Source organism: Methyloversatilis sp. XJ19-49, from assembly GCF_024580145.1.
Taxonomy (GTDB): Bacteria; Pseudomonadota; Gammaproteobacteria; order Burkholderiales; family Rhodocyclaceae; genus Methyloversatilis.
In genome coordinates this window covers 14945-36230 of sequence record NZ_JANINI010000015.1, presented here as the reverse complement: position 1 = coordinate 36230, position 21286 = coordinate 14945, and the positions used below count along the sequence as shown (strand labels likewise).

Below are 21286 nucleotides of genomic sequence, written 5' to 3'. Positions count from 1 at the left end.
GTCGGCTCACTTGCCGTTGGACCCGACCTCGACCCGTTCCAGTATCCGCTGCAGACTTTCCGCCGTCTGCAGCAGCAGCAGGACGGTCTGTCGGGTGAACTCGCGTTCCGCTTCGCCGATGGCCGAACGCATGAAAATCCATTTCCCGTCCGGCGTCCGATCGACCTTTCCCGCGGTACGCAAGCGTTCGAGCTTGCGCCTGACCGTCTCTTTCGGCAGCCCGGTGATCATGGTCAGTTCGGCCAGCCGCAGCGGCACCAGATCCCCGTTGGATTTCATGCCGATCTCGTTGAGCACCTTCATCGGATCGGCATTCATCGGCAGATACGGAAGGTTGTTCATGTGCGCCAGAATCCCCCAGATCATGGCCGACTCCAGGTCGATGTCCAGCTCGATGCCGATCCGGCGCATGTGATTGAGCACGAACCTGTTGCAGACGAATGCGAGCAGTCCGAAACCGCGCTCGTAACGCTGGTCGAAATCCGCCGGGATCAGTGGTGATGGGGTGCGGTTCACGTCGTGACTCCTGTGCACGATGGGGCGACTTGAGGTCAGGATATCTCGCTCGCCCGCACGGCGGCGCCGAAGGACGTCATCACGGCGCGTCGTCGAGGATCCGGCGTCGGCACGAGACGCCCGCAAGACTAATCCGAATCGGCCGACACGCGTCGCGTGCGTTTCACCTGACATGGACATGCCGTCTTGCGTGGCCCGCTGCTTCAGCCCGCCTTTCCGGACAGTACCGCTGCCCCGGGTGAAGACGCATCCGGCGCAAGCGATGCGCCTTCGCAACGCACGACCACCCGCGCGTCGGCAAGCCGCCCTGCAAGTCGCCGCCAGTAGCGTTCCGGCCAGTGTGCATAGAGCCACAGCTCGGCCGGTTTCCACATGGCAACCCAGGCGAAGATGGTCAGGCTTTCGCGAATGCTCGACAGCACGCTGCCCGCGCCGTCCGGAATGGCCTGAGCACACCCGAGCATTATGACGACACACAGAAGCCCCATCAGGCTGCTGAACCGGGCGTACTGGAAATTGTTGGCAATGCGCCGGGTGTGCCCATCCGCCATGTTTCGGAAGTGACGCTTCATGGCGGACGCAGCGGCATCGACAACGGCGCGGAGATCACTATCGCAGACCGGCGATGGCAACGCATCGACGACCAGTTCGATGACGAACGCCTGTGATCGACTTGCCGTTCTCGCGAGTTCGACCAGCCGGTCGGACACCTCGGCCGTGATGCCCGGTTCGGCCAGGGCCGACGCCCGGTCGATGCAGGCATCGGGAGATTTCACGCGAAGCGACAGGACTGCTGCGTTCCCCTTCATTTCGGCCTTCCATTCGCAGACACGTTCGTGATGATCGGCGATCGGTCGGCACGCGGATTGCCACGATTGCCTCGGTTTCAGACAGCGCCGCCAAACCAGGCTGCCGCCTGCGTCCGATTGCTCGCGGAAATCTATCAACAAGCTCGCCCGGCTTCTGCCCGCGCCGCCCAAAATGGGCCGCAGGCGCTGTGAAACTGGCCCACCTTTTGTATAAGTGATGGTGGAAATGCACTGCGGGTGACGATGCGACCGCAGCGCACGGCAACGGCTGCTGCGTAACCGGCGACGCACCCGGCGCTCAGTCGTCAAACCCGGCTTCCGCCGTCGACCGCACCTTGAACCGGAGCGCGGAAACGGCGCCGGCCTGCATCCGCATCGCCTTTCCGAAGGGATACGCAGATGACTGAATTTGTGCAGCGAGCCGAACAGATCCGCGAGACCAGCCGGAAGATTTCTGCCTTGCTGGCCAGGCGTATCGACAGTGCAGGCGGGCGTTTCCGGCAATGCATGCATGACGCGCCCCCCCGTGAGGCGCCGGACTGGACCTCTCTGGCCGAAGGCTGGATGGCGTATGTGACCGACGTGATGCAGCGCTCGGTGCTGTTCTGGGACACCCTGCACCAGCGCGGCAACCAGTTCGTCGCGCATCAGAAAGCCGGCCTGCCTCCGGTATTGGGCTTCGAGTACGAAACGGTACTCGACGCGCGGACGTTCGGCCGGCCGGTGAATTACGCACTGCTCCGCATCGTGCCTCCGGCGGGGGTGACGGTACATCCGGAACGTCGCCCCTACGTGATCATCGATCCGCGCGCCGGTCATGGTCCCGGCATCGGCGGCTTCAAGGACGATTCGCAGGTGGGTGTCGCGCTGCGTGCGGGTCATCCGGTCTATTTCGTCACTTTCTTCCAGCAGCCGGAGCCGGGCCAGACCCTGCTCGATGTCACCGAGGCCGAAGCCGCCTTCGTCAGGAAGGTGCGCGAACTTCATCCGGCAAGCGGCAAACCCGTGATCGTCGGCAATTGCCAGGGTGGCTGGGCGGCGATGATGGTGGCGGCAACACACCCGGAAGAAATCGGTCCGGTGGTCATCAACGGCGCACCGATGTCCTACTGGGGCGGTGCATGGGAAGACGGCGACAACGACAATCCGATGCGCTATGGCGGCGGGCTGCTGGGCGGAACGTGGCTGTCGTCGATGATATCCGACCTTTCGGACGGGATTTTCGACGGCGCCTGGCTGGTCCAGAATTTCGAAAATCTGAATCCAGCCAATACGTACTGGAAGAAGTATCACCACCTGTTCGCCAACATCGATACCGAGCCCGCCCGCTTTCTGGAGTTCGAACGCTGGTGGGGCGGCTTCTATCTGATGAACCGCGAAGAGATCGAGTGGATCACGCAGAATCTTTTCGTCGGCAATTCGCTTTGGGACGGCGGCGTCAAGACCCGCTCGGGCAGCCAGATGGATCTGCGGGACATCAGTTCGCCCATCGTGCTTTTCGCATCGATGGGCGACAACATCACACCGCCCGGACAGGCCTTCAACTGGGTGGCCGACATCTACGGCTCGACCGAAGAGATCAAGGCGCGCGGTCAGGTGATCGTCGGTCTGCTGCACGCGGATGTCGGTCACCTGGGCATCTTCGTGTCGGGTGCGGTGGCGCGCAAGGAGCACACCCAGATCGTTTCGGTGATGAAATCCATCGAGTCGCTGCCGCCCGGGTTGTACGGGATGAACATCCTGACCGTCCGGTCCGACGGTGGCGAAGAACGATACGAGGTGGAATTCGTCGAGCAGCGACTCGAAGACGTGAGTCGTCGGCTCAACCGCTACGCCCGGCAGGACGAGAAGCCCTTCGAGACGGTGGCCGCAATTTCCGCTTTCAACCAACGCGCCTACGAACTGTTTGCCCGGCCGCTGGTGCAGGCGACGGCCAATGAAATGACGGCGAAACTGGCGCGCGATTTCCATCCCCTGCGATTCCAGCGCTGGGCGATCTCCGACATCAACCCCTGGCTCGGCTGGCTGGCCCCGGCGGCGCAGGCCGTCAGGGCACAACGCACGCCGCTGGGTGGCGATCACCCGTGGCGGGTCATCGAAGCCGCCGCCTCGGACATCATTTCGGGTTCGCTGGATTTCCAGCGTGACATCGGCAATGCGTTGAACGAATGGCTTTTCTTCCAAACCTACGGAAATCTCTTCGCGCTGACTGCGAACAACACAGGCGGCAGCGCGCCGGACGCCGCCATCGAGCCGAGGAATCTGCCCATGGTCAAGGCTGCGCTGGGCAGACTGAATGACGGCGGTTACGCCGAAGCGGCTGCGCGCGTCGGCTTCCTGCTGCACCGACACGGCGCGCCGATGCCGCTTTCACGACTGGAGCTGCGCTCCGATCTGGCCAGAGACTTTGCCCACCTGATGCCTTCCGGCACACCGGACGAACTGCGGCGTTTGCGCGGCGAACAGGAAATCATCGTCTGCTTCGAACCGGACAAGGCGATGGCCAGTCTGCCGATGCTTCTGCAGCAAGACGAGGACCGTGCGCGAATGCTGGAGTTGCTCGACGCGCTGACCCATGACCCGCGTGTGCAGGCCATGGGGCTGACGCAGGATCAGGAGCAGATGATCGGCAGGATTCGCGAAGTCGTCGCTACGCTGCCATCAGCGCGCAAGATACGCGTGCGAGCATCGACACGCAGATCGGGCCGTCGGGTCAAAACCGACCCGACATCGGCCACAGAATTCTCATCACGTATCGAGGGCTGAAGATGACCAACGGCAACAAGGGCGTGCTCAGCGGCAAACGGGCGCTGATCATCGGCGTCGCCAATGAGAATTCGATCGCATGGGGCTGCGCGCGCGCGCTGCACGCGGCAGGTGCTGAACTGGCGATCACCTATCTCAACGACAAGGCGAAACCCTTTGTCGAACCGCTGGCGCAGGAACTCGGCGCCGAACTGCTGCTGCCGCTCGACGTGTCGGTGGCGGGTCAGATGGAAGACGTGTTTGCGGCGATCCACGCCACCTGGCGTCGCCTGGACATTGCGCTGCACTCGATCGCGTTTGCGCCCAGGGAGGCGCTGGCAGGCGGTCTGATCGATTGCCCGGCCGATGCATTCGCCAAGGCCATGGACGTGTCGTGTCATTCCTTCATCCGCATGGCCCGCCTGGCGGCGCCGCTGATGACCGACGGCGGCTCGCTGTTCGCGATGAGCTACATGGGTGCCAACAAGGTGGTGCCCAACTACAACGTGATGGGCCCGTGCAAGGCGGCGCTCGAGGCATCCGTGCGCTATCTGGCGTTCGAACTTGGCGCGAAGGGCATCCGCGTGCATGCCATCTCGCCGGGGCCGCTGCGCACCCGGGCGGCGTCCGGACTCAAGGAATTCGATGAACTGCTGTACGAAGCAGTCCAGAAGTCGCCGATCGGCGAGCTGGTCGACATCGACGATGTGGGCGTCGCCCTGACCTATCTCGCCACCGATTACGCGCGCCGCCTGACCGGCTCGACTTTCTACGTGGACGGCGGTCACAACATCATGGCTTGATGCGGATGCAGAACCCGGCCCCGGCCAATCAGCCGTGCCACGTACTTTCCCGACATTACCGATACACCCCGAACGCGGACAGCTCATGAACCACGTCACCGATCCCGATTCGCTCTGGATAGAAAACCGCACGTACGACGAAATCGCCGTGGGCGACACGGCCACCCTGCTGCGCACGCTGCGCCACGAAGACATCCATATGTTCGCCATCATGTCCGGCGACATCAACCCGGCCCACGTCGATGCCGAGTACGCGCGTTCGTCCATCTTCACCGAAGTCATCGCCCATGGCATGTGGGGCGGCGCCCTGATCTCCACCCTGCTGGGCACCCAGTTCCCCGGTCCCGGCACGATCTACGTCGACCAGACCCTGCACTTCAGCCGCCCGGTTCGGGTCGGTGACACCGTCACCGTGACCGTGCGCTGCGATCGCAAGTTCGATCACAACCGGCACATGATCCTCGACTGCATCTGCATCAACCAGCATGGCGAGAAGGTGATTCACGGCACGGCGGAAGTACTTGCGCCGAGCGACAAGGTCCGGCTGGTCAAGACGGAGTTGCCGGAATTCCGGCTGTCCGACACGAGGAAGACGCGTTTCGAACGCCTGATGCAGATCACGCACGGCCTGACGCCGATTTCGATGGCGGTGGCGCATCCCTGCGACGCGGAATCGCTGCGCGGCGCCCTGCTGGCGCGTGACCGTGGCCTGATCGTTCCGACGCTGGTCGGCCCCGAGCCGAAGATCCGCCGGATCGCCGAGGAGTTCGGCATGGATCTCGGCGATTGCCGGATCGTCGACACCCTGCACAGCCATGCTTCGGCCGAGCGCGCAGTGGCACTGTGCCGTAACGGCGAGTGCGAAGCCCTGATGAAGGGCAGCCTGCACACCGATGAACTGGTCAGCGAGGTGATCCGCAAGGACACCGGCCTGCGGACGGCACGCCGCATGAGCCATGTGTTCGTGATGGACGTGCCGACCTATCCGCGACTGATGCTGATCACCGATGCAGCGATCAATGTGGCACCCACGCTGCTGGAAAAGGCCGACATCGTGCAGAACGCGATCGACCTTGCGCACATCCTGCACATCCCGGAGCCCAAGGTCGCCTTGCTTGCCGCGGTGGAAACGGTCAACCCGGCGATGCCGTCGACCCTCGATGCCGCCGCACTGTGCAAGATGGCGGATCGTGGTCAGATCAGGGGCGGACTGCTCGACGGCCCGCTGGCCTTCGACAATGCGATTTCGGCGGCGGCGGCGCTCACCAAGGGCATCCGGTCGGTGGTGGCGGGACAGGCCGACATCCTGGTGGTGCCCGATATCGAGTCGGGCAACATGCTCGCCAAACAGATGGAGTACCTTGCCGAGGCGCTCGCTGCAGGCATCGTGCTGGGCGCCCGCGTACCGTTCGTACTGACCAGCCGAGCCGACTCTGCCGAGACGCGGACGACCTCGACCGCCATCGCCGTCGTCATGGCACATGCAAAGCGCAACCCAGTGACGAGGGGCGATGCGTGAGCGATGCCGTGCTGACGCTCAATGCCGGCTCCAGTTCGGTGAAGTTCGCGCTGTTCGCGCTGCCGGCGAACCCGCGCGACGTGCCGCAGCAAGCCCGCATGACCGGCCGCATCGATGGCATCGGAGCGGCCGGACGGCCGCTCCGCCTGACGGCTGAGGATGCGGCGGGCAACCCGCTGGAAGATGTCGAGCTGCCCATCGAGGGGTCGGCGGAACTGCAGCACCGCGAGGCGCTGCGCCGTCTGGCGCACTGGTTTCATGACTGCGATGCCGGATTGCGCATCACGGCGGTCGGTCATCGCGTGGTGCACGGCGGGCGGCAATTCTCGGCACCTGTCCTGCTCGATCCGCAGGTGATCGCCGCCTTGCGCGATCTGGTTCCCCTGGCACCCCTGCACCAGCCGCACAACCTGGCCGGCATCGATGCGATGGCCGGTGCCTTGCCGGGTGTGCCGCAGGTCGCCTGCTTCGATACGGCGTTCCACCGCACGCAGCCGGACCTTGCCCAGATGTTCGCACTGCCGCGCCGGATCACCGACGAAGGCGTGCTGCGCTATGGCTTCCACGGCCTGTCGTACGAATTCATCGCCGAGGTGCTGCCGCAGCATCTGCCCACCGCGCAGGCCGACGGGCGGGTGATCGTCGCGCACCTCGGCAACGGTGCATCGATGTGCGGCATGGTCGCGCGCAGAAGCCAGGCCACCAGCATGGGATTCACGGCGGTCGACGGACTGATGATGGGCACCCGCACCGGCAGCCTCGACCCCGGCGTGCTGCTCTACCTGATGGAACAACACGGCATGGACGCGAAGGCGCTGACCCGCCTGCTGTACAGCGAATCCGGCCTGCTCGGCGTGTCGGGGCTGTCTTCGGACATGCGCACGTTGCTCGAATCGGATACCGCGGAGGCGGCGCAGGCGGTCGAGCTGTTCTGCTATCGGGCAGTACGGGAGATCGGCTCGCTGGCTGCCGCCCTCGAAGGCATCGACGCCCTGGTGTTCACCGGCGGCATCGGCGAGCACGCGGCTGCTGTACGCGAGCGGATCTGCCAGCCGCTCGGCTGGACCGGCCTCGAATTCGACCCAACCGCCAACTCCGCCACCACCGGCGCCGCCCCCTGCATCAGCACACCCGACAGCCGCGTGGCCGTCTGCGTCATTCCAACCAACGAAGAGTGGATGATCGCGCGGCATACCATTGCGTTGCTGTCTTGACCCACAGCGGAGACATTCGGTGCCACCTGGTGCCGCAGCGTCAGGCGGGCCGGCACATCCGCACCACCACCGTCGCGCCCAAGGCAAGCAGCATCAGAGTCAGCGTCCGCGGCTCCGGTACATCGCCGGCGCGCACCGCCACGGCATTGAGCGGAACACTCCGGGCGTCCCAGTCCTGACTGCCGATTCTGGTGTCGAAAAACCAAGCGGCGTCAAGGAACAGGCCAGGCAAATACACCGTACTGGACCAGTAGCCCTTGTTCAGCAGGTTTTTGAAGAGGGCCAGATTGGCTTTCTGCTCGTCCGAGTCGTCACTCGTGATCCGTGCGGTTCCGTCCCTGTTGAAGCCCAATTCAGTGACGAACAGGCCGCTCAATTCACCGCCGGTGCAGTTGGCACCACCGTACTGCCGCGGAGCGCCGTCAAAAGGAACATAGTTGACGCTGCAATTCGTGTCCTGCGGGTTGAGTGTGGGCAGCCGCCAGTCGCTGTAGCCGCCGAAGACCAGATTGTCCGCCCAAGCGTTGGCCGCGTCCCAGGTCATCTGGCCATTGGAGGCATTCACCCCGGGGCCGGTGTGCCTGCTGGTGCCGGCGTAGTTCATGTCCGCCAGCCAGGTGAGGTTGCGCGTCGAGTCAAAGACCAGGCCACCGCCGCGGTCAACAAGCGCGGCCTGCGCCGCGCCCGACAAGGCCAGCAGGGCCGCTGCGAGTGCGAATGTTGCTGCGGCCGCCCGGGTTCTTAGAGCATTCATTCGTTGCGTCCTCTGGTCAGGGTTCGAGTGCCACAACACGATCAGCACTTTTCGAGCCAGGCTCGAATCCGGAAAAAGAGCGAGCGCAAACAACTGTCAAGGACCGAGGCCGCGAGAACCGCCTGGCGAAGTGTCAAGAATTCCGACAAAACCGCACGGTGTTCCCGCACAACGGGTCCGGCCAGACAGTGCAAGGCATCGGCAGCAGGGACGGTCAACTGATCCGGGACCTTCGGCCAGTTGACTTTACCCGCCTGTTGTCAGGGCCAGCTGTCGGGCCGGGCTGAAGCCAGGGGTGGACATTCGTCGCGAGCGTGGTTTGCCGACCTGGTGCCATCGCCGGACGGCCCGGGACTTCGACCGGTTATTCGATGTTCTGCACCTGCTCGCGCATCTGTTCGATCAGCAGCTTGAGTTCCATCGCGACGTTGCCGACGTCCTGCGCGACCGATTTGGACGCCAGCGTATTGGCTTCGCGGTTCAGTTCCTGCATCAGGAAGTCGAGCCGCTTGCCGGCGGAGCCACCCTTCGAGAGGATGCGCTCCACTTCCTCGAGGTGCGCGCTCAGGCGGTTCAGTTCCTCGGCCACGTCGATGCGCACCGCGAACAGGCCGACTTCGGTGCGGATGCGCTCGTCGTCTGCGCTGCCGATGGCTTCCTGCAGCCGCAGGGTGAGCTTCGCCTGATATTCCTGCACCACTTCCGGTACGCGCGGCGTGACCTGGGCGACCAGTTCGCGCATGCGCGTGACGCGTTCCATCAGCATCGCGGCGAGGCGCACACCCTCTCGCTGGCGCGATGCGGTGAGTTCGCCCAGCGCCTGCCGCACGGCGCGACCGGCCGCCTCGAGCAGTGCCTCGGCAGACACCGCTTCGTCACCGAGCATGCCGGGCCAGCGCAGCACTTCGGCCACCGACAGCGGCGCAGCGTCAGGCAGGGCGTCGCGCACGCTGGCATCGAGCGCCACCAGCCGGGCCAGCAGCGGCGCGCTCAGCGCCAGTTCGCGCGCGCTGTCGCCGCCTGCCTGCAGGCCGCCACGGCAATCCACCTTGCCGCGCGACAGCGCACCGGTGATCTGCTCGCGCAGCAGCGGCTCGGCGACGCGCAACTCGTCGGGCAGGCGGAAGTGCAGGTCGAGGAAACGAGAATTCACCGTCCGCAGCTCAAGGTTCAGCGTTGTCTGGCCGACAGCCACTGCAGCTGTCGCAAAACCCGTCATGCTGTGAATGCTTCCCACGCGATGTTCCCTCAATGATTGTCAGGCATGATCCGCGTGGTAACCGATGGTCTGCACGATCGCCTGAGTGGCTGTCGGGCAGCTTTACAGCGTGTTACCAAACGCCCAGAATCGCGCCAAAACCAGGATCATAGCGGCCCGCAGAATGCCCCCACAAGTCAATTGCGCCCTGCCGCCGGGCTTTGAACTCGATCAGTACCGCATCCATAGCCAATTGAGCCTGGGCGGATTTTCGATCGTCTATCTGGCGCACGACCGCGACGAGACCCCGGTTGCCATCAAGGAATACCTGCCGAACGCGCTGGCGCTGCGCGAAGACGGCCAGATCACGCCGAACATTCCGGAAGAGTTCCTGCCCGCATTCCGCTACGGCATGAAGTGCTTTTTCGAGGAAGGCCGGGCGCTGGCCGGTCTGAATCATCCGAACGTGGTGCGCGTGCTCAATTTCTTTCGCGCCAACGAAACCGTATACATGGTGATGCGCTACGAGCGCGGCCGCACGCTGCAGGAGTACATCACGCGCCGACGCGGCGAAATTCGAGAAAGCTTCATCCGCTATGTGTTCACGCGGCTGCTGAACGGCCTGCGCGAAGTGCATGCGCACAAGTTGCTGCACCTCGATCTGAAGCCGTCGAACATCTATCTGCGCAACAACGGCTCGCCGGTGCTGCTCGACTTCGGCGCGGCGCGCACCACGCTGATGGCCGACACGCCGATGCTCAAACCGATGTACACGCCCGGCTTCGCAGCGCCCGAGCACTATCGCAACCGCGATCTGCTCGGTCCGTGGAGCGACATCTACAGCGTGGGTGCCAGCATGTACGCCTGCCTGTCGGGGGGGCCGCCGCAGGCCGCCGACCAGCGGCTGGACAGCGACAGCGTGATCCTCGCGTCGCAGCGCTGGATCGGTCAGTACTCGCCGCAACTGCTCGAAACCATAGACTGGTGCATGGATCTGAACCATCTGAAGCGGCCGCAAAGCGTGTTTGCGCTGCAGAAGGCGCTGGCGACCTGGGAGCGCGATCAGGTCGAGCCCGTGGCGCCGGTCGACAGCACCGAAGACAACTGGCTGGACCGCGTACGCGCCCGGCTGAGCGCGCTGGTGGGCAAATGAGATTCACGATCTTTCAGGAAAGCCGGGTCGGCAAGCGCAAGTCCAATCAGGATCGCATGGCCTATTCGTATTCGCGCGATGCGCTGTTGATGGTGATCGCCGACGGCATGGGCGGCCACCTGCAGGGTGAGGTCGCGGCGCAGATCGCCGTGCAGTACATGGTCGAATCCTTCCAGCGCGAAGCCAAGCCGCGCCTGGCCGATCCCTTCCTGTTCCTGTCGCGCGGCCTGACCAATGCGCACTGCGCCATTCTCGACTACGCCGACGAGCGCGACATCGAGGACGGCCCGCGCACCACGTGCGTCGCCTGCGTCATCCAGGATTCGGTCGCCTACTGGGCGCACGCCGGCGACTCACGGCTGTACGTGCTGCGTGCCGGCCATGTGATGACGCAGACGCGCGACCACTCGCGCGTGCAGCGCATGATCGATCGCGGCCTGCTGGACGAGGACGGCGCAATGACCCATCCGCACCGCAACCGCATCTACAGTTGCTTGGGTGGCCCGATCGCGCCACAGATCGAGTATTCGCGCAAGACGCCGCTGCTCGCCGGCGATACGGTGTTCCTGTGCAGCGACGGTGTGTGGGGGCCGCTGGGCAATGACCAGCTGCTCAGGTTGTTCACCGAAATCGACGTAATGCAGGCCGTGCCGCGCGTGATGGACAGCGCCGAGGCCGCCGGTGGCGAAACCTGCGACAACCTGACCATGGTCGCGCTGAACTGGCACGACAGCTATGCAGAGGAACCTCGCGGCTCGGTCACGACCAAAACATTACCGCTGGACCGCCACACCACGGTGCTCGAAGGCTTCGGTGACCGCGTGCCGATCCGCGAGGACTGGGACGAATCGGCCATCGAAGCGGCCATTTCCGAAATCAATTCCGCCATCAACAAGTACTCCTCCAAAGGACAGTGACAGTGACCCGACCCAGTGGCCGCCGGCCCGACGAAGCGCGCACGCTGCGCATCACCCGCAATTTCACGCAGCATGCGGAGGGTTCGGTCCTGATCGAAGTCGGTGACACGCGCGTGCTGTGCACCGCCAGCGTCGAGGAAAGCCTGCCGCCCTTCCTGCGCGGCAAGGGCCAGGGCTGGGTGACCGCCGAGTACGGCATGCTGCCGCGCTCGACGCACACGCGCAGCGCGCGTGAAGCCGCCAAGGGCAAGCAGAGCGGACGCACGCAGGAAATCCAGCGACTGATCGGCCGCAGCCTGCGCTCGGTCACCGATCTGGTCGCGCTGGGCGAGCGCCAGATCACGCTCGACTGCGACGTGCTGCAGGCCGATGGCGGCACGCGCTGCGCGTCCATCACCGGTGCCTGCGTGGCACTGCACGATGCGCTGAGTGGTCTGGTGAGCCAGGGCCTGATCGAACGCAACCCGCTGCGCGAACTGGTGGCGGCGGTGTCGGTCGGCATTCATGAAGGCACGCCGGTACTCGATCTGGACTATCCGGAAGATTCCGCCTGCGACACCGACATGAATGTCGTCATGACCGCCAGCGGCGGCCTGTGCGAAGTGCAGGGCACGGCGGAAGGCAAGACGTTCTCGCGCGCCGAGCTGGGCACGCTGATGGATCTCGCGCAAGCCGGCATCGAAGGGCTGATCGCCGCGCAACGGCGTGCGCTCGGACTGTCATGAAAATCGAAAAACTCGTGCTGGCCAGCAACAACGCCGGCAAGTTGCGCGAACTGTCGGCGATGCTGGCGCCGCTCGGCATCGAAGTGGTCACGCAGGCCTCGCTCGGTGTCGCCGAAGCGGACGAGCCTCACATCACCTTCGTCGAGAACGCGCTGGCCAAGGCCCGTCATGCCTCGCGCGAAACCGGTCTGCCCGCGCTGGCCGATGACTCGGGCCTGTGCGTGCGTGCGCTCGGCGGGCGGCCCGGCGTGCTGTCGGCGCGCTATGCCGGCGAGCCGAAGTCCGATATCGCCAACAACGCGAAGGTGGTGGCCGAACTGCATGGCATCGAGGATCGCCGGGCACATTTCTATTCGGTCATCGTGCTGGTATGCGACGCCGACGACCCGCGGCCGCTGATCGCCGACGGCGAGTGGCACGGCGAAATCATCGAGTCGCCGCGGGGCGATGCCGGCTTCGGCTACGACCCGCACTTCTGGGTGCCGTCGCTCGAACAGACCGCCGCCGAGCTGGCGCCCGAACTGAAGAACACGCTGTCGCATCGCGCCTCGGCCATGCGTCACCTGCTGACGCGGCTGCAGGCGCTCAACGGCGGATGAGCCGGGTCATTCCGCTGGTCCCGGCGCGCTCGCTCAGCTCGGGGCACGCGCCGGCCGATCAGCCGGCCGCACTTGAATTCACCGTACCGCCACCGCTCGCGCTGTACATCCACTTTCCGTGGTGTGTGCGCAAGTGCCCGTATTGCGATTTCAACTCGCACACCGTGCGCGACGGCATACCGGAAGACGCCTACCTCACGGCGCTGGTCGCAGACCTCGAAGCGTCGCTGCCCGACATCTGGGGCCGGCGCATTCAAAGCATCTTCTTCGGCGGCGGCACACCCAGCCTGATGTCGCCCGCCGGGCTGGACCGCCTGCTGACGGCGGTACGCGCCCGCGTGAATCTGTCGCCGGGTGCGGAAATCACGCTCGAAGCCAACCCGGGCACGGTGGAAGCCGAACGCTTCGCCGGCTTTCGCGATGCGGGCGTGAACCGGCTGTCGATCGGCGTGCAGAGCTTCAATGACCGTCACCTCGCCGCACTCGGCCGCATCCACGACGCCACGGAGGCACAGCGCGCGATCGAACTGGCGCAGCGCACCTTCGAGCGGGTGAACATTGACCTGATGTATGCCCTGCCGCAGCAGACGATGCGCGAAGCGCTGCGTGACGTCGATACCGCGCTGGCCACCGGGGTGACGCATCTGTCCTGCTACCACCTGACGCTGGAACCCAATACCCCGTTCGCGGCGCATCCGCCCGAGCTGCCGGATGACGACGTCTCGGCCGACATGCAGGAGGCCATCGAGGCGCGACTTGCGGGCGCCGGATTCGTGCACTACGAAACATCGGCCTTCGCGCAACCAGGCAGACAGTGCCTGCACAACCTGAACTACTGGCAGTTCGGCGACTATCTGGGCATCGGTGCCGGTGCGCACGGCAAGCTGAGCTTTCACGACCGGGTGCGGCGCGACATGCGGCACAAGCATCCGAACGCCTACCTTGAAGCTGCTGCGCGCGGCGAATTCGTGCAGGAATCACGCGAAGTCGGCGCGGCCGAGCTGCCGTTCGAATTCATGATGAATGCCGCTCGCCTGAACGACGGCTTCGCGCTCGACCTGTTCGAGCGCCACACCGCCCTGCCGCTCGACGTGCTCATGCCGCGGCTTCTCGCGGCGCGCGAAGACGGGCTGCTCGAACTGGAGGCCGGCCGCGTGACCCCCACGCTGCGCGGAAGGCGCTTCCTGAACGAACTGCTGCAGCGCTTTCTGGACTGAATCGTCGAGCCGACGGCGCGACGGTTGGCTCGGGTGTGGAGCGTTGGGCATCGCTGCGCTNTGCTCGAGAACACCGCCGATGGATTCGCACCGCGTCCGGATTACCGTCCGCTGACCAAGTTCGAAGCGCGCGGCCTGCGTCTCGGGCACGGCGTGTGGGACGTCATCTTCCGGCGCGTCGCCTGAGCTCGGGCCGGTGTTGGGCATCGCTGCGCTCACCCCAACCTACGAGTGAGGCGAGGTTGCGAATCCAGCCCGGCGTGTAGGTTGGGGTGAGCGCAGCGATGCCCAACACAGGCCCGAGCTCAGGCGACGCGCCGGAAGATGACGTCCCACACGCCGTGCCCGAGACGCAGGCCGCGCGCTTCGAACTTGGTCAGCGGACGGTAATCCGGACGCGGTGCGAATCCATCGGCGGTGTTCTCGAGCAAGGGTTCGGCGGACAGCACGTCCAGCATCTGCTGGCCGTAATCCTCGATGTCGGTCGCACAGTGCAGATAGCCGCCGGGCGCCAGTTTCGACGCCAGCTGGGACACCAGCAGCGGTTGGATCAGCCGTCGCTTCAGGTGGCGCTTCTTCGGCCACGGGTCGGGGAAATACACGTGGATGCCGGCCAGCGAGGCGGCGGGAATCATGTCGCGCAGCACCTCGACAGCATCGTGCTGGATCACCCGCACATTGCTCAGCCCCTGTTCGGCGATCAGCTTGAACATCGACCCCACGCCCGGGCCGTGCACTTCGATGCCGATGAAGTCGGTGTCCGGTCGCGCAGCTGCGATTTCGGCGGTAGTGAAGCCCATGCCGAAACCGATTTCCAGCACCACCGGCGCATTCCGCCCGAACACGGCCGCGCAGTCGATCGCCTGCGCGGCATACGGGATGCCCCAGCGCGGCATGCCTTCTTCGATGGATCGCGTCTGCGCCGACGACATGCGGCCCTGACGCAGTACATAGCTGCGGATGTGACGGTGTTCTGAGCTGTCCGGGGTATCGGTCATGAAAGGCAATCAGGCGGGCGGCCCGCTCGGGCCGCGGTGTCAGACGAAAGCAACAGGCAAGGGCGACTCAGCGGCCCGGTGTGATCAGGCCCGAGGTGGGCGAGCTGGGCGCAGCGCTGTACAACTTGCGCGGCATGCGGCCGGCGAGGAAAGCTTCGCGACCCGCTTCGACCGCTTTCCTCATCGCGCTGGCCATCAGCACCGGCTGCTGTGCCTTGGCGATCGCGGTATTCATCAGCACACCGTCACAACCCAGTTCCATCGCGATGGCAGCATCGGAAGCCGTACCGACGCCGGCGTCGACAATGACCGGTACGCGCGCATTGTCGATGATCAGCCGCAGGTTCCACGGATTCAGGATGCCCATGCCGGAGCCGATCAGGCTGGCCAGCGGCATCACCGCCACGCAGCCGATCTCTTCCAGCCGCTTGGCCTGTATCGGATCGTCCGAGCAATACACCATGACGTCAAAGCCGTCCTTCACCAGCGTTTCGGCGGCGGCCAGCGTCTGCGGCATATCGGGGAACAGCGTGTCGGCGTCGCCCAGCACTTCGAGCTTCACCAGATTGTGGCCGTCGAGCAGTTCGCGCGCCAGACGCAGGGTGCGTACCGCGTCGTCGGCGGTGTAACAGCCGGCGGTGTTGGGCAGCAGCGTGTAGCGATCCGGCGGCAGCACGTCGAGCAGGCTGGGCTGGCCGGGTTCCTGTCCGATATTGGTACGGCGGATCGCCACCGTGATGATCTCGGCGCCCGACGCTTCGATCGCGTCGCGTGTTTCGTCGAAATCACGGTATTTGCCCGTGCCCACCAGCAGCCGCGACGAAAACGTGCGGCGGCCGACCTGCCATGTATCGCTGCTCATCTGTCTATGTCCGGATCAGCCTCCACCCACCGCGACGACGATTTCGACCCGGTCGCCATCGACCAGGCGCGTATCGGCATGCAGCGCACGCGGCACGATGCAGCCATTGCGCTCGACCGCGACCCGCTTGCCGGCCAGTTCGAGTGCCGCAAGCAGCGCGCCGATCGTGGTATCCGGCGCCAGCGCCCGCGTTTCGCCATTCAGGGTGATGGAGGACATGTGGGAAGTCACACGCGAAGTCTACAGCGAATGGCTGACCTCGTCCGCCGCACCCGTCAAACAAAAAAAGGCCACTCAGGGGAGTGGCCCTCGCACCGTGAATGACGCGCTCAGAAGGCGTAACGGATGCCGGCGATCACCTGACGTTCGCGGCCGGCGAACTTGCCGTCGACACGGCTGACCAGATATTCGCGGTCGGTCAGGTTGTAGGCGCTCAGGAAATAACTGGTTTTCGAGCCTTGCGGGCGGAAATTCATCGTCGCGTTGAACACGGTGTAGGACGGGATGGTGCCTTCCTGACCGCTGTCCACTTCCACCGTCGTGTTTTCGCCGTCCGCGAACTGCTCGCTGACACGGTCGGCACCGAGGCGGGCATCAAAGCCGAGCGGATTCTGATAGCCGACCGCCACCGACAGCAGATGCTTCGGCGCATAGGGCAGTCGGTTGCCGCTGGAAATGTTCTCCGACGCGACGTCCTTCTTGAACTTGGCCGTGAACAGATTGGTCCAGGATGCGGTTACGTAGACGTTGTGCGTCGTGTTGTAGATCTGGCCGAAATCGATGCGGCCCGCCATTTCGAGACCGGTCTGCTGCGACTCGCCGCCGTTGAAGAAGCGGCCGTTGTCCTGGATGACGATTTCATCGAAATCGGTATGGAACAGCGTCGACTCCAGACCGACGCCCTTGAAGTACTTCGAGCGCACGCCCAGTTCCCAGTTGGTGCTTTCTTCCGGCCGAGTCCGGCTGACCACGGCGGTGTTGGCGCCGCCGGGCGCTTCGATGTCGCGGTCCGGGCGCGGCGGTGCGAAGCCCTTGTGCACGCCAGCGAAAACCGTGGTGTTGTCGATGCCGTTCCAGGCCACACCGAAACCCGGGATGACTTTGGATTGGTTGTTGGTCAGGTTGGATTCCGGATTGTCCTGCGGCTGACCCTCGGCGCGACGCACGTCCGTCCTGATCCGGATGTCTTCGTAACGCACGCCCGGCGTTATCGCAAAATCACCTGCGTAGAAGGTGTTCTGGAAGTAATAGGACTTGGCTTCGACCCGGATGTCGATCTGTTCGCGATGGCCGGTCCCGCCATTCACGCCGACGAATGATTCGGCGAAGCTCTGGCTCTGGAAGCGTGGGTCCGCGCCACGGAACTGGGCGCGGTTGATGTCTTCTTCGTGGTAGCGGAAGCCGACCACGGCATCGCTGGCAAGGCCGAAGGTGTTGTGCTTGAAATCGAGCCGCGGCTCGACACCCCAGTACTCGTAGCTGCGCGGACGCCAGCGGCCCCCGCACAGGCGCGAATTCGCTTCGGTCGCGACGACGCCGGAGCAACGGTCCATCTCCGAACGGCCATTCAAGCCGCCCGGATCATTGATCTGGCGGAACGAGGCACGGTCCGAGTCGACGTAATAGGCTTGAGTGCTCAGCTTGGCGGCGTCGTTGATCTGATAGATGTGCTGCAGCTGGAAGCTGTTGCGCTCGTGCTGGAAGCGGTCCTGCTTGCCGGTCGGCGCCTGGAACTTGTCTTCCGCGTATTCGACCGAGCCGAGACCGGTTTCGGTGATGTGCGAGTCTTCCTTGTAGTAGCCGATCTTGCCGATCAGCGTCTGGTTCTTCGTCAGGTTGAGCTGGCCCTTGATGGCGACTTCGAACACGTCGAAGTCGTGATTCTTGCGCACGCCGTCGCCCTTCTTTTCGGTGACGTCGAGCATGACGCCGCCGCGCTCACCCCCGACACCCACATTGGCCTGCAGGCCCTGGTAGTCGTTGTTGCCCCAGGTCGCGCTGACGCTGCCGGCCACGCCCTGCTTCGGAATCGGCCTGGTGACGAAATTGATCATGCCGCCGATGGTCTGCGGGCCGTACTGCACCTGGCCCGAGCCTTTCACCACCTCGATGCGCTCCACCCGGTCGATCGGCGTGGAATAGTGCGCCGACGGATCACCATAGGGCGCGAGGAACAGCGGCATCCCGTCTTCGAGCAACAGCGTACGTGAAGTCCGGCGCGGGTCGAGGCCGCGGATGCCGATGTTCAGGCCCAGACCGAAGGAGTCTTCATCGACCACATGCACGCCTGGCACGGTGCGCAGCGCTTCCTTGATCGAGAACGGACGCTGGGCTTCCAGCTGTTCGGTGTCGAGCACCGAGGTGGAACCCGGGATGTGTTCGAGTTTGTAGGGCAGGATGCTGCCACGAACGTTGATCGTATCGACCTCGACGGTTTTCGGTGCAGTCGACTGCGCGAAGGCCGCCGACGGAAGGATGAAACAGCCGGCGATGGCTGCGGCGAGCAGCGTGGGCTTGTGCATGGGAGCTCCTCGGTTGGACAATTAACTATTCGTGCTCTAATGAATTTGACGCCGGGCGCAATATAGAGAGACACGCCGCGTGGTCGTAGGGAGAGATTCCCGATCGGCGTGAAGTGCGGCTTTTACGCAACAAACCCCGTACGGCGCGGTCGCATGCGCCTGTACAGACACTCGGGAGACTTGTGGTGAACAGCATCCATCGCTTCATTCGCATTGCCTTGACGGCAGCCCTTGCCGCTTCGCTGCACGCACAGGCCGCCGACCTGACCAAACAGGAACCGGTCACCGTCACGCTCAAGCTGGGCACCGTCGACGGCCAGCATCGCTTCACGCCCGACTCGCTGACGCTGGAGGCCGGCAAGCTGTACAAGCTGCGGCTGGAGAACACGGGCAGCCAGCCCTACTACTTCGGTTCGGCGGGCCTGGCCGACATGGTTTACACGCGCAAGGTCGTGGCACTGGATGCCGCCGGCAAGGTGGTAGCCGAAATCTACGGTCCGATCCGCCGCCTCGAGATTTCCGCCGGGCACACGACCGAGTGGTGGTTCCTGCCGGTACGCACCGGCGTGTTCGACGACGTGATATCGACGAAAAAGCTCGCCGACGGCGGCATGCGCGCGACGATAGAAGTGAAGTAGCGCCCCCGGCTGCGCACCCCGGCGACGGGATACGCAGCCGTTTTGGTCGCTGCCGGTTCAGGCGTACAATCCGCCGCGTTGCGGGTGTAGTTCAATGGCAGAACGGCAGCTTCCCAAGCTGCATACGTGGGTTCGATTCCCATCACCCGCTCCAGGCAATTCGTTCCACGACCCGCACCCGCCTCCCGCCTTCGGTAAAGCCGCTCCCCGCGGTCGCCGTGACCCCGCACTTCCTCTTGTCCTACAGCCAGCGACGGTCAGTACCTCTAGACTGGAGGCCGTTTTTTCCTCCGTTTCACGGCAGTCCCGGGTGTCCTCAGCGTCCGGTCTGCACATCGGGTCCAGGACCCGCTCTCCAGGCCGACGAACCGTCGGTCCGCACGTCACACAATCCGGGAGATTTCCATGCGCCTGCGACGCCTGCCGCCATTGCTTGCCCTTTTTTTTCCTGCATTCATGCTGAGTGCGCCCGGTCATGCCGACGAGATCGAACTGACCAACGGTGATCGCATCACCGGGCGCATCGTGTCCAAGGCCGGCAACGAGCTGGTCGTGCGCACCGAATACGCGGGCGATCTGCGCTTGCGCTGGGACCTCGTGAAAAGCCTGCGCACTTCAGAACCGGTCACCGTGATGACTGCAGGCGGGGATCTGCTCAACAGCGCGCAGCTGGCCGCCAGCGAAGCCGACAAGGTGGCGCTGTCGAATCCGAGTACCGAAGGCAATGTGAAGCGGGAGGACATCGCCTTCATCAATCCGACGCCGGAACAGTCCGGCAATGGCGTGAGCTACAGCGGCCGGGTCAATATGTCGGCCGCACTGGTGCGTGGCAACGCCGAGAACGACCGCATCTATGGTGATGGTGCCCTGGACGCGCGCGCCAAAGGCTATGCCTGGGGGCTCGGCATGAAGGTGGACCGGCGCAAGGACCGCGGAGTGAAGACGGCGCAGCAATGGCTGCTCAACGGCAACTACGACCACTTCGTCAATGAGCGTCAGTTCATCTACGCACGCACCTCGTTCGAGCAGGACAAGATCAAGGACATCCAGCTGCGCACGACGGTCGGTGCCGGTTACGGCTGGCAGATCTTCGAGGACGAACAGACGCGGCTGTCGCTGCGTACGGGTCTCGATTACGTCAATGTGGACCGCATCGTCAGCCGGGACGACGACTATCCGGCGCTGGGCTGGGGCGTACGCGCGTCGCACTGGCTGCTGGACCGACGCGCCGAACTGTTCCACGACCAGGACGGATTCTGGAGCATCGCCGATACCGAGCAGCTGACCATCCGCTCGAAAACGGGAGTGCGCCTGCCGATCGCCGCCGGCATGACGGCGTCGGCACAGCTCAATGCCGACTGGGAACGCACGCCGGCCCCCGGTCGCAAGGCCGTCGATTCGACGCTGCTGCTCGGCCTGGGCTACGCCTGGTGATCAGGGCTTGGCTTCGGGCTTGCCGATGCCGCGATATCCGCCCCCGAAATACAGCAGCGGATCGCCGGCGCTGCGCTCGAAGCGTTCCACCCGGCCGACGAAGATCAGGTGATCGCCACCGGCGTACTGGATGTCGTTGCGACATTCGAAGCGCGCAAGGCAGCCTTCGAGCAGCGGCGCGTCGCCCAGTCCCTGACCGGTGGCAAGCCCGGCGAAACGCTGTTCGCGACTGCCGGCGAAACGGCTCGACAGCGACTGCTGGTGAGCCCCCAGCACATGGATGGCGTAGTGGGAGCAGGTGCGGAAAGCCTCTTCGCTCGGCGAACCGCACATCAGGCTCCACAGCACCAGCGGCGGATCGAGCGACACCGAATTGAAGGAATTCACGGTCAGGCCGACCGGGTCTCCGTTGGGCGCGCGGGTGGTCACGATGGTGATGCCGGTGGCGAACAGCCCCAACGCATCGCGAAAGGCACGGCTGTCGCGGGCAGGGTTGTTCATCGCGGCGCGCGGAACCGCGTGGTCGCGTCCGGAGGGCAGATCGGACATGGCACTGCCTGCGCGGCGGTGCGCGCGGGTCGGGCGGGCGGGTAGGTCATCAGGCGAGCGAACGTTTGTGAGCGCAGATTATCGCCGCTTTTGCGCAGCCGGCCAGCGCCCGGC

The 21286-nt window shown here is 64.7% G+C and carries 20 protein-coding genes, 1 tRNA gene and 1 pseudogene; 13 read left to right on the top strand and 9 right to left on the bottom strand.

The annotated features are described in order from the left end of the window. Nucleotides 1-6: 6 nt before the first annotated feature. Both NMQ16_RS16510 and NMQ16_RS16505 read right to left on the bottom strand, forming a co-directional pair. Nucleotides 7-690: a hypothetical protein gene (locus NMQ16_RS16510; protein ID WP_257082004.1), complete on the bottom strand. Its 684-nt coding sequence runs from the start codon at nt 688-690 to the stop codon at nt 7-9. Nucleotides 691-719: 29 nt separating this feature from the next. Beyond that, entirely contained in the window at nt 720-1634 is a 915-nt protein-coding gene (locus NMQ16_RS16505) for a hypothetical protein (RefSeq protein ID WP_257082003.1), read from the bottom strand. 90 nt (nt 1635-1724) lie between these two features. Between NMQ16_RS16505 and NMQ16_RS16500 the strand changes: the two genes are divergently transcribed. From NMQ16_RS16500 to NMQ16_RS16485, 4 genes are all read left to right on the top strand, one after another. After that, complete coding sequence (locus NMQ16_RS16500) at nt 1725-4091, top strand: DUF3141 domain-containing protein (RefSeq protein ID WP_257082001.1); 2367 nt, start codon at nt 1725-1727, stop codon at nt 4089-4091. Nucleotides 4092-4093: 2 nt separating this feature from the next. Then, the gene (gene fabI / locus NMQ16_RS16495; RefSeq protein ID WP_257082000.1) at nt 4094-4873 is read left to right on the top strand and encodes an enoyl-ACP reductase FabI; all 780 of its coding nucleotides are present in this window, start codon (nt 4094-4096) and stop codon (nt 4871-4873) included. 85 nt (nt 4874-4958) lie between these two features. Then, nucleotides 4959-6392, top strand: coding sequence for a bifunctional enoyl-CoA hydratase/phosphate acetyltransferase (locus NMQ16_RS16490; protein WP_257081999.1), 1434 nt, complete (start codon nt 4959-4961; stop codon nt 6390-6392). After that, on the top strand, nt 6389-7606 hold the full coding sequence (locus tag NMQ16_RS16485) for an acetate/propionate family kinase (protein ID WP_257081997.1): 1218 nt from the start codon (nt 6389-6391) through the stop codon (nt 7604-7606). The genes NMQ16_RS16490 and NMQ16_RS16485 overlap by 4 nt, the downstream gene beginning before the upstream one ends. Nucleotides 7607-7646: 40 nt before the next feature. Here the strand turns inward: NMQ16_RS16485 and NMQ16_RS16480 are convergent, their stop codons facing one another. Further along, nucleotides 7647-8360: a DUF1566 domain-containing protein gene (locus NMQ16_RS16480; RefSeq protein ID WP_257081995.1), complete on the bottom strand. Its 714-nt coding sequence runs from the start codon at nt 8358-8360 to the stop codon at nt 7647-7649. A 364-nt stretch (nt 8361-8724) separates the two neighbouring features. Then, a complete protein-coding gene (locus NMQ16_RS16475) occupies nt 8725-9579 on the bottom strand; it encodes a YicC/YloC family endoribonuclease (RefSeq protein WP_257081993.1) in 855 nt (284 codons plus the stop codon). A 163-nt stretch (nt 9580-9742) separates the two neighbouring features. Here NMQ16_RS16475 and NMQ16_RS16470 point away from each other — a divergent pair, with 163 nt between their 5' ends. From NMQ16_RS16470 to NMQ16_RS16445, 6 genes and pseudogenes are all read left to right on the top strand, one after another. Beyond that, the gene (locus NMQ16_RS16470) at nt 9743-10711 is read left to right on the top strand and encodes a serine/threonine-protein kinase (protein ID WP_257081991.1); all 969 of its coding nucleotides are present in this window, start codon (nt 9743-9745) and stop codon (nt 10709-10711) included. Continuing rightward, nucleotides 10708-11628 carry a PP2C family serine/threonine-protein phosphatase gene (locus tag NMQ16_RS16465; RefSeq protein ID WP_257081989.1) on the top strand — a complete coding sequence of 307 codons (921 nt, stop codon included), beginning with the start codon at nt 10708-10710 and terminating at the stop codon, nt 11626-11628. The genes NMQ16_RS16470 and NMQ16_RS16465 overlap by 4 nt, the downstream gene beginning before the upstream one ends. A 2-nt stretch (nt 11629-11630) precedes the next feature. Then, entirely contained in the window at nt 11631-12353 is a 723-nt protein-coding gene (gene rph, locus NMQ16_RS16460; protein ID WP_257081988.1) for a ribonuclease PH, read from the top strand. Then, complete coding sequence (gene rdgB / locus NMQ16_RS16455; RefSeq protein ID WP_257081987.1) at nt 12350-12952, top strand: RdgB/HAM1 family non-canonical purine NTP pyrophosphatase; 603 nt, start codon at nt 12350-12352, stop codon at nt 12950-12952. Before rph ends, rdgB begins: the two co-directional genes overlap by 4 nt. Further along, nucleotides 12949-14169 (top strand): radical SAM family heme chaperone HemW, encoded by a 1221-nt coding sequence (gene hemW, locus NMQ16_RS16450; RefSeq protein WP_257081986.1) that lies wholly within the window; start codon nt 12949-12951, stop codon nt 14167-14169. Before rdgB ends, hemW begins: the two co-directional genes overlap by 4 nt. Nucleotides 14170-14232: 63 nt before the next feature. After that, nucleotides 14233-14355 (top strand): annotated as a pseudogene (locus NMQ16_RS16445) (tRNA (guanosine(46)-N7)-methyltransferase TrmB); the annotation flags it as partial. Nucleotides 14356-14474: 119 nt separating this feature from the next. On the opposite strand, the gene trmB reads toward NMQ16_RS16445, so the two are convergent. The 4 genes from trmB to NMQ16_RS16425 all read right to left on the bottom strand — a co-directional run bounded on the left by trmB (nt 14475) and on the right by NMQ16_RS16425 (nt 18551). After that, the gene (gene trmB / locus NMQ16_RS16440) at nt 14475-15167 is read right to left on the bottom strand and encodes a tRNA (guanosine(46)-N7)-methyltransferase TrmB (RefSeq protein ID WP_257081985.1); all 693 of its coding nucleotides are present in this window, start codon (nt 15165-15167) and stop codon (nt 14475-14477) included. A gap of 67 nt (nt 15168-15234) precedes the next feature. After that, entirely contained in the window at nt 15235-16029 is a 795-nt protein-coding gene (locus NMQ16_RS16435; protein ID WP_257081984.1) for a thiazole synthase, read from the bottom strand. 15 nt (nt 16030-16044) lie between these two features. Next, nucleotides 16045-16248 (bottom strand): sulfur carrier protein ThiS, encoded by a 204-nt coding sequence (gene thiS / locus NMQ16_RS16430; RefSeq protein WP_257081983.1) that lies wholly within the window; start codon nt 16246-16248, stop codon nt 16045-16047. A gap of 110 nt (nt 16249-16358) precedes the next feature. Continuing rightward, nucleotides 16359-18551: a TonB-dependent receptor domain-containing protein gene (locus NMQ16_RS16425; protein WP_257081982.1), complete on the bottom strand. Its 2193-nt coding sequence runs from the start codon at nt 18549-18551 to the stop codon at nt 16359-16361. Nucleotides 18552-18736: 185 nt separating this feature from the next. On the opposite strand from NMQ16_RS16425, the gene NMQ16_RS16420 reads away from it, so the two are divergent. The 3 genes from NMQ16_RS16420 to NMQ16_RS16410 all read left to right on the top strand — a co-directional run bounded on the left by NMQ16_RS16420 (nt 18737) and on the right by NMQ16_RS16410 (nt 20623). Beyond that, nucleotides 18737-19189, top strand: a complete 453-nt coding sequence (locus NMQ16_RS16420; RefSeq protein WP_257081981.1) for a hypothetical protein — start codon at nt 18737-18739, stop codon at nt 19187-19189. 80 nt (nt 19190-19269) lie between these two features. After that, nucleotides 19270-19343: transfer RNA gene (locus tag NMQ16_RS16415), tRNA-Gly, on the top strand. Nucleotides 19344-19594: 251 nt separating this feature from the next. Then, nucleotides 19595-20623 (top strand): YdiY family protein, encoded by a 1029-nt coding sequence (locus NMQ16_RS16410; RefSeq protein WP_257081980.1) that lies wholly within the window; start codon nt 19595-19597, stop codon nt 20621-20623. Here NMQ16_RS16410 and NMQ16_RS16405 read toward each other — a convergent pair whose 3' ends face one another. After that, nucleotides 20624-21172: a flavin reductase family protein gene (locus NMQ16_RS16405; protein WP_257081979.1), complete on the bottom strand. Its 549-nt coding sequence runs from the start codon at nt 21170-21172 to the stop codon at nt 20624-20626. It lies immediately after the preceding gene. Nucleotides 21173-21286 lie beyond the last annotated feature (114 nt).